This window comes from Pseudarthrobacter ribosi, assembly GCF_055412865.1.
Map to the genome: position 1 here is coordinate 11,722 of NZ_JBVAYZ010000028.1, position 13,201 is coordinate 24,922.

The 13,201-nt window shown below is 66.8% G+C and carries 10 protein-coding genes and 2 tRNA genes; 2 read left to right on the forward strand and 10 right to left on the reverse strand.

The genetic code is table 11. From position 1 onward, the window contains the following. Nucleotides 1-42: 42 nt before the first annotated feature. From ACZYZ5_RS19120 to bcp, 6 genes are all read right to left on the reverse strand, one after another. A complete protein-coding gene (locus ACZYZ5_RS19120) occupies nucleotides 43-3,300 on the reverse strand; it encodes an efflux RND transporter permease subunit (protein WP_463903861.1) in 3,258 nt (1,085 codons plus the stop codon). A 70-nt stretch (nucleotides 3,301-3,370) separates the two neighbouring features. Continuing rightward, nucleotides 3,371-4,876, reverse strand: coding sequence for a malate:quinone oxidoreductase (locus ACZYZ5_RS19125; RefSeq protein ID WP_463903862.1), 1,506 nt, complete (start codon nucleotides 4,874-4,876; stop codon nucleotides 3,371-3,373). Nucleotides 4,877-4,955: 79 nt separating this feature from the next. Beyond that, nucleotides 4,956-6,584: an ABC transporter substrate-binding protein gene (locus ACZYZ5_RS19130; protein ID WP_463903902.1), complete on the reverse strand. Its 1,629-nt coding sequence runs from the start codon at nucleotides 6,582-6,584 to the stop codon at nucleotides 4,956-4,958. Nucleotides 6,585-6,969: 385 nt separating this feature from the next. Next, a complete protein-coding gene (locus ACZYZ5_RS19135; protein ID WP_463903863.1) occupies nucleotides 6,970-7,644 on the reverse strand; it encodes a fasciclin domain-containing protein in 675 nt (224 codons plus the stop codon). 230 nt (nucleotides 7,645-7,874) lie between these two features. Then, nucleotides 7,875-7,956, reverse strand: a tRNA-Leu gene (locus ACZYZ5_RS19140). A 272-nt stretch (nucleotides 7,957-8,228) separates the two neighbouring features. Further along, nucleotides 8,229-8,702, reverse strand: a complete 474-nt coding sequence (gene bcp / locus ACZYZ5_RS19145) for a thioredoxin-dependent thiol peroxidase (RefSeq protein WP_463903864.1) — start codon at nucleotides 8,700-8,702, stop codon at nucleotides 8,229-8,231. Nucleotides 8,703-8,819: 117 nt separating this feature from the next. Here bcp and ACZYZ5_RS19150 point away from each other — a divergent pair, with 117 nt between their 5' ends. Together ACZYZ5_RS19150 and ACZYZ5_RS19155 are read left to right on the forward strand one after the other, a co-directional pair. After that, nucleotides 8,820-9,293 carry a MarR family winged helix-turn-helix transcriptional regulator gene (locus tag ACZYZ5_RS19150; RefSeq protein WP_463903904.1) on the forward strand — a complete coding sequence of 158 codons (474 nt, stop codon included), beginning with the start codon at nucleotides 8,820-8,822 and terminating at the stop codon, nucleotides 9,291-9,293. A gap of 401 nt (nucleotides 9,294-9,694) precedes the next feature. Then, entirely contained in the window at nucleotides 9,695-9,835 is a 141-nt protein-coding gene (locus tag ACZYZ5_RS19155; RefSeq protein ID WP_463903865.1) for a hypothetical protein, read from the forward strand. Nucleotides 9,836-9,957: 122 nt separating this feature from the next. Here the strand turns inward: ACZYZ5_RS19155 and ACZYZ5_RS19160 are convergent, their stop codons facing one another. The 4 genes from ACZYZ5_RS19160 to ACZYZ5_RS19175 form a co-directional block, all read right to left on the reverse strand. Beyond that, nucleotides 9,958-10,503, reverse strand: coding sequence for a hypothetical protein (locus tag ACZYZ5_RS19160; RefSeq protein ID WP_463903866.1), 546 nt, complete (start codon nucleotides 10,501-10,503; stop codon nucleotides 9,958-9,960). A gap of 128 nt (nucleotides 10,504-10,631) precedes the next feature. Next, nucleotides 10,632-10,707, reverse strand: a tRNA-Lys gene (locus tag ACZYZ5_RS19165). A 116-nt stretch (nucleotides 10,708-10,823) separates the two neighbouring features. Continuing rightward, complete coding sequence (locus tag ACZYZ5_RS19170; protein ID WP_463903867.1) at nucleotides 10,824-11,978, reverse strand: PQQ-dependent sugar dehydrogenase; 1,155 nt, start codon at nucleotides 11,976-11,978, stop codon at nucleotides 10,824-10,826. 48 nt (nucleotides 11,979-12,026) lie between these two features. Further along, a complete protein-coding gene (locus ACZYZ5_RS19175; RefSeq protein ID WP_463903868.1) occupies nucleotides 12,027-13,148 on the reverse strand; it encodes a sunset domain-containing protein in 1,122 nt (373 codons plus the stop codon). Between the last annotated feature and the right edge of the window lie 53 nt (nucleotides 13,149-13,201).

Here is a 13,201-nt window from a genome sequence, read left to right on the forward strand (position 1 = left end):
CGCCGCCACAAGGCGGTCCGGATCTGACGCGACCAGCGGCCTTTAACGCGAGCCCGAGGGGACCCGTGCGTCGTCGGGAACGTCGTCCGGAAAGTCATCGGGGACGGCCCCGGGGGCGGCCCGGCGGCCCCGCCTACGGGAACGGGCGGCACCCGCCCCTTCCTCCGCGCCGGTTCCGGCAACCGGCCCGGCCTTGGCCAGTGCTTTCCGCTCGCGCCGTCCTTCCACGAGGCGGTACAGCACCGGCACCAGGACCAGGGTGAGCGCGGTGGAGGAAATCAGGCCGCCGATCACCACGATGGCGAGCGGCTGCGAGATGAAGCCCCCGCCGCCGGTCAGGCCCAGGGCCATTGGCGTCAGCGCGAAGACGGTGGCCAGCGCTGTCATCAGGATCGGCCGCAGGCGCTGGCGGGCGCCGTGGGTGATCGCGTCCGCCACGCTCATCCCGGGTTCGCCGTTCTGCGGCCGGCGGTACTGGTTGATGAGGTCGATGAGCACAATCGCGTTCGTCACCACGATGCCCACCAGCATCAGCATGCCAATCAGTGACGGCAGGCCCAGCGGCACGCCGGTGATGAGCAGCAGCCCGATGGCACCGGTGGCCGCAAACGGCACCGAGACGAGCAGGATCAACGGCTGGATCAGCGACTTGAACGCGGCCACCATGATCACATAGACGATCGCGATGGCGGCGAGCAGGGCGAGGCCGAGCTGGGCAAAGGATTCGGCCTGTTGGGTCGTGGCGCCACCGATCTCCGCCGTGACGCCGGGCGGCAGCTGGACAGTCTTGAGCCGGGCCTGCACCTCGGTGCTGACCGCACCGAGGTTGGCGCCCGACGGCGTGATGGACACGCGCGCGGTCCGCTGCCCGTTGCTGGCGGTGATGGAGACGGGGACGTCGACCTGTTCCACGGAGGCGATGCTCACCAGCGGCACGGGACCGGCCGGCGTCGGCAGCGGCGTCTGGCGGACGGCGTCGATGCTGGTAAAGCGGGTGCCTTCGCCGATGCGGACCGGGTAGTCGTTGGTGTCGATCCGCACGGTCCCGGCCGGGATGGGGCTGATGGTCGAGGCGAGCACACCGGCCACCTGTTCCTCGCTCAGGCCCGCGGCGACGGCTTTGGCCCGGTCCACCCTGACCTGCACCACAGGCTGGCTGGCGGCCAGGTTGGTGGCCACTTCGGAGGAGCCGGGGACGCCGTCCATGGCCTGGACCATGGCATCGCTGGCGGTCCGGAGATCGGCGGTGGTGGCAGCCTTGAGGGTGATGTCCACGGTCGAGGACGTGCCGAAGCCGCCCTGCTGCGAGCCCACCGTGAGCTTGCCGGCGTCAGGGATGCCGGCAAGTTCGCTGCGGACCGTGTCCTTGAGTTTTTTCTGGTTCGCCTTTTCCTCCGTCACCACGGTGAAGCTGGAGTTTGAGGCCCCGGCCGACAGCAGCGCCGAGAAGCCGGTCTGGGCGTTGCCGGTGGTGACCTGGACGTCCTTGATGCCGTCGATCTCCCGCAGGACTTCCTCGACCTTGACGGCGGAGGCGTTGGCCTCGGACAGGCTGGCGCCGGCGGGGAGCGCCTGCCGGACGGTCATGCTGTTTTCGCCGGAGTTGCCCAGCAGGTCGGTGGCCAGCAGCGGGGTCATGGCGGCGGTGCCGCCCAGGACCAGCACGGCTGCGATCAGGGTCACCACCGGGTGCTTCTGCGTCTTGGTCAGGATCGGGAGGTAGCCGCGCTGCAGGACGGTGCGCTGCTCCGCCTCGTGGGCCTTTGCCGCGATTTCCCGGGCAGAGAATTCCCGGCCTGTGCCTTCCCCGCCTGTGTCAGCCTTGTCGGCGGGGTTCCGCAGGAACCAGTACGCCAGCACCGGCACGATGGTCAGGGAGACCAACAGCGAGGACAGCAGTGCGATGGTGACGGTCAGCGCGAACGGGCGGAACAGCTCACCGGCCAGGCCGGCCACGAAAGCGATGGGCAGGAAGACGGCCACGGTGGTGAGGGTCGATGCCGTGATGGCACCGGCGACCTCCCGGATGGAGGCCTGGATCGCCGTGATCTTCGCCTCGCCATAGCTCAGGTGCCGCTTGATGTTCTCGATCACCACGATCGAGTCGTCCACCACGCGGCCGATCGCGATGGTGAGCGCGCCCAGGGTCAGGATGTTCAGCGAGTAGCCGGTGGCCGAAAGCCCGATGAAGGTGATCAGCAGGGAAAGCGGGATGGAGACGGCCGTGACCAGGGTGGCGCGGACGGACATCAGGAACACCAGGATCACCGCGACGGCGAAGCCCAGCCCCAGCAGGCCCTCGGTGGTGAGGTCTTTGATGGACTTCTCGATGAACGGTGCCTGGTCGAAGATCGGTGTGAACCGGGCATTGGAGCCGAGCTCGGCCTCCAGCTCGGGGATGGAGTCCTTCACCGCGTGGGAGATGCCCACGGTGTCACCTTCAGGCTTCTTGGTGACGGACAGGGCCAGGGTTTCCTCGCCGTTGGTCCGGGTGATCGAGGTGCGCGCGTCCTCGGTGATGCTGACGTCGGCCACGCTGCCGATGGTCGCGGCGTTCCTGGAGCCGCCCAGCGGCAGCGCCTTGATGGCGTCGAGCGAATCGACCGGGCTGCCGATCTGCAGCGACAGCGTCTTGCCCTGCTCCTCGATGGTGCCTGCCGGAACAAGCGCCCCGTTGTTGCTCAGGGCCTCGCTGATCGACTGGATGCTCGCACCGGAGGCCGCCATGGCCTCGGGGCGGGGAAGGATCTTGATGTGCTGCGTGGCGCCGCCGGTCACCTCGGCGCCGCGGACGCCGTCGAGCTTCTGCAGCCGCGGGACCGTGAGCCGGGCCAGATCGGCATTCAGTTCACTGAGCGGCTTGTCCGAGGAGACGGCGAGGAACACGATCGGGAAGTCGCTGATGCTTCCGGCGATCGCCTGGGGCTGGACGTCGTCCGGCAGCGACCGTTTGGCATTGGAGATGGCGCGGTCGATCTGGTTCCGGGCACGGTCCAGGTTCGAACCATAGGTGAACACCATGCTGATCTGGGAGACGCCGTTGCGCGAGGTGGACGACGTCGACTCCAGGCCTTCCACGCCCTTAAGCGCGGTCTCCAACGGGCTGCTGATCTGCTTGTCCACGACTTCGGGGGAGGCGCCCGGCATCGACGTGAGGACCGTGATCTGCGGGAACTCGATGGACGGGATGAGTTCCTGCTTGAGCGAGGACATCGTGATCACGCCGAAGACCGACGCGAAGACGGTCACCAGCGCAATCAGGGCCCGGTTGGCCAGTGACAGCTTTGCGAGCCGGAACATCTCAAGGTCTCCTGATGGGTTGACGGACGTGCTTCCAAGGGATCAAACCGGCCGCAACCCGGAGCGGGAGTCAGTTGCGCTTGGCGCTGACCGGTTCCAGCTGCAGTGCCTTGGCCGTGTCGGTTTCGAGCTGGGCGGCGAGGTCCGGGTTCTCGTTGAGCTTGATGCCATAGCCGGGCATCATCTCCTTGAACCGGGGCTGCCAGCCCTTGAATTGCTTCGGGAAGGACTTCTGAAGCAGTTCAATCATGATCGGCACCGCCGTGGACGCGCCGGGGGACGCGCCGAGCAGGGCGCCGATGGATCCGTCGCGGCCGGCGATGACCTCCGTGCCGAACTGCAGCACGCCGCCCTTCTTCGGGTCCTTCTTGATGATCTGTACACGCTGGCCGGCGGTGATGAGTTCCCAGTCACCGTCCTGAGCGGCAGGGTAGTACTCGCGCAGGGCCTCGACTTTGGCACCGTGCCGCTTGGCGACTTCCTTGATCAGGTAGGCGGTGAGGTCCATGTTGTCCTTGCCCACGGCCAGCATCGGGACGATGTTGGAGGGCCGGATGGAACGCGGCAGGTCCAGGTAGGAGCCGTTCTTCAGGAAGTTCGTGGAGAAGCCGGCGTAGGGGCCGAACAGCAGGGAACGCTTGCCGTTGACGAAGCGGGTGTCCAGGTGCGGGACGGACATGGGCGGGGCGCCCACGGAGGCCTGGCCGTAGACCTTGGCGCTGTGCTGGCGCGCGAGCGTCTCGTCGGTGCAGCGGAAGAACTGGCCGGAGACCGGGAAACCGCCGTAGCCCTTGCTTTCCGGAATCCCGGAGGCCTGCAGCAGGTGCAGGGCTCCGCCGCCGGCGCCCACGAAGACGAATTTCGCGTGGATGGAGCCGTGTTCTCCGGACTGGGGGTGCTTGAGCGAAAGGTCCCAGCCGCCGTCGGACGCGCGCTTGATGCCGGAGACGTTGTGGCCGTAGTTGACCTCCACGCCGTTGTTCCCGAGGTAGGTGGTCAGCTCCCGCGTCAGGGCACCGAAGTCGACGTCGGTGCCTTCCGCGGCGCGGGTGGCGGCGATCCGCTGCTTCGGGTCGCGGCCCTTGACGATCAGCGGGGCCCACTTGGCGATCTGCGCGTGGTCCTCGGAGTATTCCATCGAGCGGAACAGCGGGTTCGGCTTGAGCGCCTCGTATCGGGTGCGCAGGAATTTGGTGTTGTCCTCGCCGATCACGAAGCTCATGTGCGGAACGGTGTTGATGAAGCCCTTGGGGGAGCCGATCATGCCGTTCGTGACGAGGTGGGACCAGAACTGGCGGGACAGCTGGAACTGCTCGTTGATGAGGATTGCCTTGGCGGGGTCCACCGAGCCGTCTTTGGCTGCGGGGGAGTAATTAAGCTCACACAGCGCGGCGTGTCCGGTGCCGGCGTTGTTCCAGGGGCCGGAGCTCTCCAGACCCGGCTCGTCGAGCTTCTCGAACAGGGAAATCGTCCAGTTCGGCTCAAGCTGCTTCAGGAAAGCACCGAGTGTGGCGCTCATGATGCCGCCGCCAATCAGGACGACGTCGGCATGTTGGGTCTTGGAAATGAAAGTCACAATCAGTCTCCGATAGCAGCGGGTCTGGCTGTCACAGAATATCCCCGGACCCGCCTCATACTGAAATTGGCTGCGTCCGTCAAGGCTTTAGCTCCACCTTCGTGAAAACTTCATTCAGAACGGGCGACGCCGGGTACTTCAGCACACGGTCCGATAGGGCCAGGGCCGAGATCGGGAAGGCGATCGGCACGGCGGGGACCGTGGCGGCGATCTGCGCGTTGATGGTCTGGTACTGTTCCGTCCGCTCCTTGCCGTCCGGCAGGCCGCGGGCCCGGGCGATCTTGGAAAAGACCTGCGGGTCCTGGTAGCCGAACTCGCCGGTGTTCTCGCCGAAGAGCGGCCCGACGAAATTGTCCTGGTCGGAGTAGGAGCCGTTCCAGCCCAGCAGATGGAGGGCATGGTCGCCGGGGGAGGTGACCTGCTGAAGATAGCCTTCGGACCAGTCGACCGGCACCGGCTTGATGTTCAGCCCGACGGCGGTCAGCTGCTTGCTGATTTCGGCATAGACCTTTTCCGGCGTCGGGAGGTAGGGCCGGGTGACGTTCAGCGGATAGTAGAACTTCAGCTCCTCGCCCTGGTAGCCGGCCTCGGCGAGCAGTTCCTTGGCCTTTGCCGGATTGTGGCCCAGGGACGGGGCGTTGTTGTTGAAGCCGCTGAGCTTGGGCGGGACGAACTGCGTCGCCTGTGCGGTGTTATCAATGAAGAACCTGCGGATCAGGGTGTCCTTGTCCAGGGCCATTTCGATGGCCTGGCGGACCTTGAGGTTCTGCAGGATGGGCACTTCCTGGTTCATGCCCAGGTACATGACGGAGAAGGGATCCCGCTGGATGATCTGCTGGCCGCGCTTCACGAGCTGGTCGAAGTTGCCTATGGTCACCGCGTCGTAGGCGTCGATCTTGCCGTCGAGCAGGGCCTGCATCCGGGTCTGGGTGTGATCGTAGGTGACGAAGTTGATCGTGCCGATCTGGCCTTTGTCCCCCCAGTAGTCCTTGTTGCTGGCGAGGGTGATGCTGTCCGGGTTCCAGGAGCTGAAGACGTACGGGCCGGTTCCCACCGGGTGGAGCCCGTAGGCGGAGACGGGCTGGCCGTCACGGCTCTGGTCCAGCTGGTCGGCGTTCCCGGTTGCGAGGGCCTGGGGCGAGGAAATGGCGAAGGCGGGGAGCGTGAGGGCCTGCAGGAACCCGGTGAAGGGCTGGGTCAGCTCGATCGTCACGTTGTCCGGAGCCGCGGCGGTGCAGCCCTTGTAGATGGAGAGCGACGCCTGACCGGCGTGGGCCTTGAAGACGCCCTTGAACGTCGTGCCCGGTGCCTGTTGCCGCAGCGTGTCGGGGAAGTTGAACCAGCGGTTGAAGTTGCTGCAGACGGCCGCGGCGTCGAACGCGCTTCCGTCCTGGAAGGTCACCTGCTCCCGGAGCTTGAAGGTGTAGGCGCGGCCATCGTCGCTGGATGTCCACTCGGTGGCCAGCAGCGGCGTGGGTTCTCCGGTGGTCTGGTCGACACCGACGAGTCCCTCCAGGACCTGGCGGGTGATCCGGTAGGACTCGATGTCGGAAACGACGGCGGGATCCAGCCCGAGCGGCTGCGAGGCGGTTCCGAAGGTGAACACGGCGCTGGGAGCGGCGGCGGTGGAACTGGCCGCGGCATCAGTGGAGCCGGCCGAGCCGGGGCCCGGTCCGGGGGTGCCGGTGCAGGCGGCGAGCGGCAGCATCAGGAGCACCGCACCGACACCGGCCGCGACGCGGCGCACTGCACGGGTCCGCACTCCGTTGGCCCGCGCTGGGCTGGCATTGCTGGGGCGCGCGGTACGGCTGGACACTGTACTTTTGGGCACTCGGGTATCACCTCGGGGGACTGGATGTACCGCCGGCTGCGGAACACGGCCATTGTAGTTGACCGGCCCGGGCGCTTGCTGTGAGCCGGGCAGGGCCGTGCCCGGAGCCCTGCCCCAGCCGTGCGCAGGCGCCACCCACGTGGCAGCCCGGAGAGCTGCCCGGAGGGAAAAACGAAGGCCCGCACCACCGGTGCGGGCCTTCGATTCTCCTAGGTGGTCCAGTGAGTCAGGCTGGAACCGCAGCAGGAGCGTTTGGTGCTGCCTACTTGGGCATCAGGACGGAGTCGATCATGTAGACAGTGGCGTTGGCGGTCATGACGCCGCCGCAGACGACGTTGGCGTCGTCGACCTTGAGGGCGTCCTTGGAGCCGGTGACCGTGACGGAACCACCCTGGACCGTGGCGTGCGTGCCGACGATCTCGTCCGGGCTGATCTTGCCCGGAACAACGTGGTAGGTCAGGATCTTGCTGAGCAGGGCATCGTCCGTCTTCAGCGTTTCGATCGTGGCGGCGTCAATCTTGGCGAAGGCGTCATCCGTCGGTGCGAAGACAGTGAACTCGCTGCCGTTCAGGGTGTCGACCAGGTCAACCTTCGGGTTGAGCTTGCCGGACACTGCCGCGGTCAGGGTGGTAAGGATCGGGTTGTTGGACGCCGCGACCGCTACCGGGTCGAGGGCCATTCCGGAGACGGAGCCGGCGCCGCTGGGGACCTGGGCGGCGTAGCCCGCGCAGCCGGCCCCGGCGAGGTTGGCGGCCGGGTCCATGGCCGCTGCCGAGCTGGCGGACGGCGACGGTGCCATGCTTGATTCCATCGGCTTGGCGGCAGGAGCCGAGGAAGCGGGTGCCGTGGTGGCTGCTCCGCCACAGGCCGTGAGGCTGAGCATGGCTGCAGCAGCGATTCCTGCAACGGAAAGAGTCGTGCGCTTGATGGTCTGCATTTCGGTTTCTCCTTTGTTGTGCCGATCGTTGCCAGCGGCGAACTGTTGCCGCTTTGGCCCTTTTCCGACTTGTTGGGCACCGACCCTTGGTTGGTGTCTCAATGGGTATTCGCGGGGTCCGGGGAAACGGATGGGTGCAGGATGAATTTCTTTTTTGTGCGCACGATTTGCCGCGGATCAGGCAGCTTAAAAGGAAGGAGCCCCGGTCCGAAGACCGGGGCTCCTTAGTGTGCGCAAGGGGGGATTTGAACCCCCACGCCCGAAGGCACAGGAACCTAAATCCTGCGTGTCTGCCAATTTCACCACTCGCGCGCGGCGCCGTCATCTCCACGGTCCTAAGACCGTCGAGGGCGGATGCCAGCCTCCATTGTACATTTCGCAGGACACGGAGCGTCCGCCGGGGCATTACGAAGAACGGGCGTCCACGCTGATATAAAACGGCAACTAGAAGCCTGCGAGGCGACGCCGGCCGCGATGCCGGAGATCAGTTCCTTCGGATTGACCGCGGTCAATCCTGTGCGCAGGGCCCCGTACTCCATCCGGTGACGCCAGGGAGGCCTGGACTTTCCGTTGAACGAGTGCCTCTACACGTCGATTTTGAGGTCCCGGCGGAGTTTGGCGACATGCCCGGTGGCCCGGACGTTGTATTGCGCGACGGCGACCCGGCCGTCGGGGTCGACGACCACCGTGGACCGGATCAGGCCTTCATAGGTCTTGCCGTAATTCTTCTTCTCACCCCAGGCGCCATAGGCCTCGGCGACGGTGTGGTCCGGGTCTGACAGCAGGGGGAAGGTGAGTCCCTCCGCGGCCGCGAACTTGGCGAGCTTGTCCACCGGGTCGGGGGAAATCCCCACCACGTCGTAGCCGGCCTGCTGCAGCGACGCCAGGGAATCCCGGAAATCGCAGGCCTGCTTCGTGCACCCCGGGGTGGCAGCTGCCGGGTAGAAATAGACAACGGTGCTGCGGCCGCGGAAGCCCTCGAGGGAGACGTCCTGCCCTTCCGGGTTCTGCAGCGTGAATGCCGGCGCCGTGTCACCGGGGATGAGTCGTTCAGACAAGTTGTGCTCCTTCTCGGGGTGGACACCGGGCGGTCCCAGGGTGGCCAAATACCAGCTTAATGAGCGTCGGTGGCGGCGCCGAATCGTACGCTCGCTATACTCTTTGGTATGCCTGATATGGATCGCTGGCCCACTGGGCGCCTATTGTCCACGGCAGCACGCCTCGTTGAACACTCCTGGAACGAAAAATTGGGGGCCATTGGCCTGACCCATGCCGGGGTTATCGCAATGGAAGTGCTCTCCGTCAACGGACCGATGACCCAGGCGCAACTTGCCCAATTGGTGCGCGTGCAGGCGCAGACCATGGGCAAGACCCTCAGCCGGCTGGAAGCCCACGGCCACATCTCCCGGCAGCGGAGCACCTCCGACCGCCGCAGCCATGTGGTGTCCTTGACCGACCGGGGCCGCGAGGCCGTTGCTGAAGCCGCGGACATGGAACGTGCCGTCCTCGCCGCCGCCTCCATTGACCCCGATGTTTTGCGGCAGGAACTCCAGGCAGTCGTCAGGGAGCTGGCAACCAGGATTTCCTCGACTGACGTGAAGACGATCGTCACCGCCGGGGAACCCAGCCTGCCGGTCGAGGCCAACTAGGTCGCGGTTGCGGCCAACGCAAGACCCGCCCGGGGTTTCTTCACCGGCACACTTTTTCGTCTGATACCGGTAATCGAACGTCGGAAACAAGTACAGGCTACTGGTTTCCAACGCGGGTTGACGGGGGACCATGGGCCTATGGCACGCTACGTCCTCGAAGCCAGATCCCTGGAGCATCGCTGTCAGTGTTGCGGTGAGATTGCTGACACGGTGTTCTGCGAAGAATGCGACCCGGCCACGGCGGAAACCAATGCATCAGCGCAATCGCCGGCTGGATCACCCCGGCACACAGCCTGGCAGCAGTCCCGATCCCGTCGCGGACGTTGAGTCCGGGCCCCACTGATCCGGGACGTCCCGTGTCCCTCGGCGGACCGGGCGCCGGCTGCGCATAGGCTCAAGGGATGGACACAAACCCGACCGTTCAGCTGGAAGGGCAGACCTCGATCAACGAGCTGCTCGACGAGCCCGTCGGGGCGTCGCCCGTGCAGCTGACGCTGCCCATCCATTTCCAGCTCGCAGCAGCGCTCCGGCGTGAATCCTGAACGGACGACGGTGATGCCGGGCCTGGATGAGCTCCTGGAGGCGAGCGGCACGACCCTGAAGGAACTCTAAGCAGGTCGAATAGGACCGGTTCGTCCGGCGGGCCGCTACGGAGCCGTCAGCCTCACGGGACGGTGATGACGATTCCGGCGACCGCCCCGGTCCAGGCCCCGGTCGGATCTTGGCGGGTCAATTGGGCACTGACGGAGCCCTTCTGCAGTTCGATGGTCTGCGTCTGGGCTCCCGAGCAGTCGACCTTAAGCACCCTGTGCTCGGTACCGCCCTTGACGTCCTGGGAAAGGAATATCTGGGTTTGCTGCGTTCCCACGCATGCCGCGATGACGGTGTGAGGTCCGGCGGTCAACACGGCTGCCGTTTTGCGGAACCCGACCCCAGGCCCGTCAGCCGGGCCGGAGTCGGTCAGGAGCACAGACCCGGGTGCCTTGGCCAGGCGCTGATGCAGCTCAGCGTAGTTGCGCGCTTCGACACCCAGAACTCCGGGGTCCTTCGCAGGGACGGCGGACGCAGACCGGCGGCCTTGCCCGGCCACCGTTGGCTGCAGGTCGTCCCCGCCATCGTAGGCGCACGCGGCCAGGCCGCCGGCCAGCAGTATGACAACAATGAGTGCCGCCGTGCAGCGGACTGTTCGTGTTCCCCCGGGGCCAGCCATGCGCCGAGTCTACGTACCGACAACCGAATGGCAAGCCCTCGGCTGTGACCTCCCCTTGAGGAGATTCTGGACAGAACAAAAAACCCCGCCTTCCTGGCCTAGGACCAGTGAAGACGGGGTTTCTTTGGTGGTGCACCCCCCGGGACTCGAACCCGGAACCCATTGATTAAGAGTCAATTGCTCTGCCAGTTGAGCTAGAGGTGCATCTGTTGTTTTCGCTTACCGCGGACTTTTTGTTCCCGCGTTGTTCTCCGCAACGACATGAAACTCTACACGAGTTTTGCCGGGGTGTGAAATCGAACCGGAAGGCGGCCCGGGAGCTAATCCGGCAGCTGCAAAACCAGCACAAAATCAGGGTTTTTGTTATTGCTTAGCACCCACAGGCGTCCGTCACGGGCCAGCGAGACGTCCCTGATCCTCCCGTACACCCGTGTGAAATAGCTCACGGGATCACCGGCGAATTCGCCGTCCAGGGGAACCGCCCAGAGCCGCTGGCCGCGGAGCGCACCGAGGTAGGCCGTATCACCTACGATCTCTAGCCCGCTGGGAGATGACTCCGACGTCGATGGCCACACCACCTTCGCGTTGATAAAACCTTCGCGGCGCGGGGCACCGGTGACCTCCGGCCAGCCGTAGTTGCCGCCGGGCACGATCAGGTTCAACTCGTCGTCGACGTCGGGCCCGAATTCGCTGGCCCACAGCCGGCCGGCGCTGTCCCAGGCGAGCCCCTGCACGTTGCGGTGGCCCAGGCTGTACACCGGGTTGTCCGGGAACGGATTGTCCGGCGCAGGGCGCCCCTCAGGTGTGATGCGCAGGATCTTGCCGCCGAGGGCATTCACGTCCTGGGGCTGCCCCCGGCGCTGCGAATCGCCGGTGCCGACATAGAGGAGGCCGTCCGGTCCGAACCGGATCCGCCCGCCGTTGTGTGTGGAGGCCTTGGGGATTCCGGAGAAGATGACCTCCGGCGGGCCCAGCTCCAATCTTCCGGCACGCTCCTCAAGGCGCAGCCGCGCGATCCGGTTGTCACCCGCGGAGGTGAAGTAGGCGTAGAGGTACCGGTCGCTCGCGAAGTCCGGGGAGAGCGCCAGCCCCAACAGCCCGCCTTCGCCGCCGGATACGACGTCGGGCACCTGGCCGATGGTGCCGGCCCGCCCGCTGCCTGACCCGGGCGGGATGCTCCGGAGCCGGGCGGTCTCGCGTTCGGAAATGACGGCTGTGCCGTCGGGCAGGAAGACCGTGGACCACGGCACCTGCAGTTCGGCGTCGATCTTCTGGGCAACCGTCGGCTGGTCGACGCCGGGCCCGTTCCCGGCGGGGGAGGTCCCCTCCGGGCCTGGGGACGCCATGCCGCCTCCGGCCGGGGGAGCGGTTGCGGGTGCGGTGCTGCCGCCCCCGTCGCCCGGGGTGCAGCCGCTCAGCAAAATTGCGGCGGCCACCGGAAGGCCCGCCCACCGCCCTGCTCCTGTCCCCATCATCGGTGTCCCGGCATCCGTTCCCCGGGTTCCGGCAGCAAGATCACCGGGCTACTGCCGCGTCCGCCGCGGCGGACGGAATCCCGCAGCCTCGGCATGCGCGGCGGACAGGAACCAGACCTCGGCGCGGGTTTCCTCGAAGGCGGGGCTGGTCTCGTCGTGGTACACCATCGAGGAGGCGTTGCCCTTGACGGTGAAGCCCTCGGGTCCGCTGCCGTCCGGCGCCGGTGCCGCCGATCCCTCGCCATACGGCTGGTCGACGGCGAGATGACCGGCGGGTTCACCGGTGTGACCCACAGCCGTCTCGGACGCCGCCGAGGACATGGCCGCCCGCCGGGTCTCGGCCTGGGCGGGGCCGGGTTCGGCCGGTGCCCGCGTCGCCGGCGGTACGGGCACGGAGGCCCCGCCTTCGGCCTTCGTGTCCAGGCCGGCCTCCGTCTCAGTCTCCGCCGCGGCGGATTCGGCGCCGGGCAGGGTGGGGGCGTGGGGCTCGGTATATTCAGGGCGGTGCACGGGAACGGCTCCGGCGGGTGCCGGGCCGGCCGCGGAGGCTTCCGTGACGTGGGCACCGGCGTCGGCGCCTTGCACAGGCTCGTGGTGGTCAGTCGCCGGGTGACCGCCGGCATGGTGTTCTGCCGGCGGCGTCTCCGACCACTGGGTTTCCCATTCCGTGCCTTCTGTCGGCGGAGTTTCGGCCGGGGCCGCTTCGCCGGCGCCCGCCGCCGCAGTGCCCGCCGCCGCAGGGCCCGGCTCCTCAGAGCCCGGCTCCTCAGAGCCCGGCTGCTCAGTGCCCGGCTCGGCAGCGCTCGCCGCCATGGCCTCCGCCCGTCGCTTCGAGCGGGCCTCGGCGGCCGCTGCATCCTCGGCTGTGGCGCGGGGGTCGGGCTCGGGTTCCGGTCCGGCTTCGGGTTCGGCCTGATTAAAACCGGCAGCCGTGGGCATCCAGGCAAGGCCGGCCGCCGACGCGGAAGCTGCAGACCCGCCGCCCGAAAGGGCGCCACGGTGGGAGGCATCGTGGTCGACGTCGTGCAGGTGGGGAGGGGCGGAATCGTGGGTGGCGGCGGTCCCGCTTTCCGCGGAGCCGGAGCTGCGGCGGGAGCTGTTGCGGTTGAGTAGCCACCAGACGATGGCGACAATCGCCACGATGACGACGAGCCAGATAATCCAATCCATAGCAGAGCCTTTCTGTCCATGAGGCAAGGTTGCCGTCGCTTGACGGTACGTCT

Coding starts and splice junctions, on each gene's coding strand:
- ACZYZ5_RS19120 (WP_463903861.1), bottom strand. CDS start 3,300: ATGTTCCGGCTCGCAAAGCTGTCACTGGCCAACCGGGCCCTGATTGCG.
- ACZYZ5_RS19130 (WP_463903902.1), bottom strand. CDS start 6,584: ATGCTGCCGCTCGCCGCCTGCACCGGCACCCCCGGACCGGGCCCCGGC.
- ACZYZ5_RS19135 (WP_463903863.1), bottom strand. CDS start 7,644: ATGCAGACCATCAAGCGCACGACTCTTTCCGTTGCAGGAATCGCTGCT.
- ACZYZ5_RS19150 (WP_463903904.1), top strand. CDS start 8,820: ATGGATCGCTGGCCCACTGGGCGCCTATTGTCCACGGCAGCACGCCTC.
- ACZYZ5_RS19155 (WP_463903865.1), top strand. CDS start 9,695: ATGGACACAAACCCGACCGTTCAGCTGGAAGGGCAGACCTCGATCAAC.
- ACZYZ5_RS19160 (WP_463903866.1), bottom strand. CDS start 10,503: ATGGCTGGCCCCGGGGGAACACGAACAGTCCGCTGCACGGCGGCACTC.
- ACZYZ5_RS19170 (WP_463903867.1), bottom strand. CDS start 11,978: ATGATGGGGACAGGAGCAGGGCGGTGGGCGGGCCTTCCGGTGGCCGCC.
- ACZYZ5_RS19175 (WP_463903868.1), bottom strand. CDS start 13,148: ATGGATTGGATTATCTGGCTCGTCGTCATCGTGGCGATTGTCGCCATC.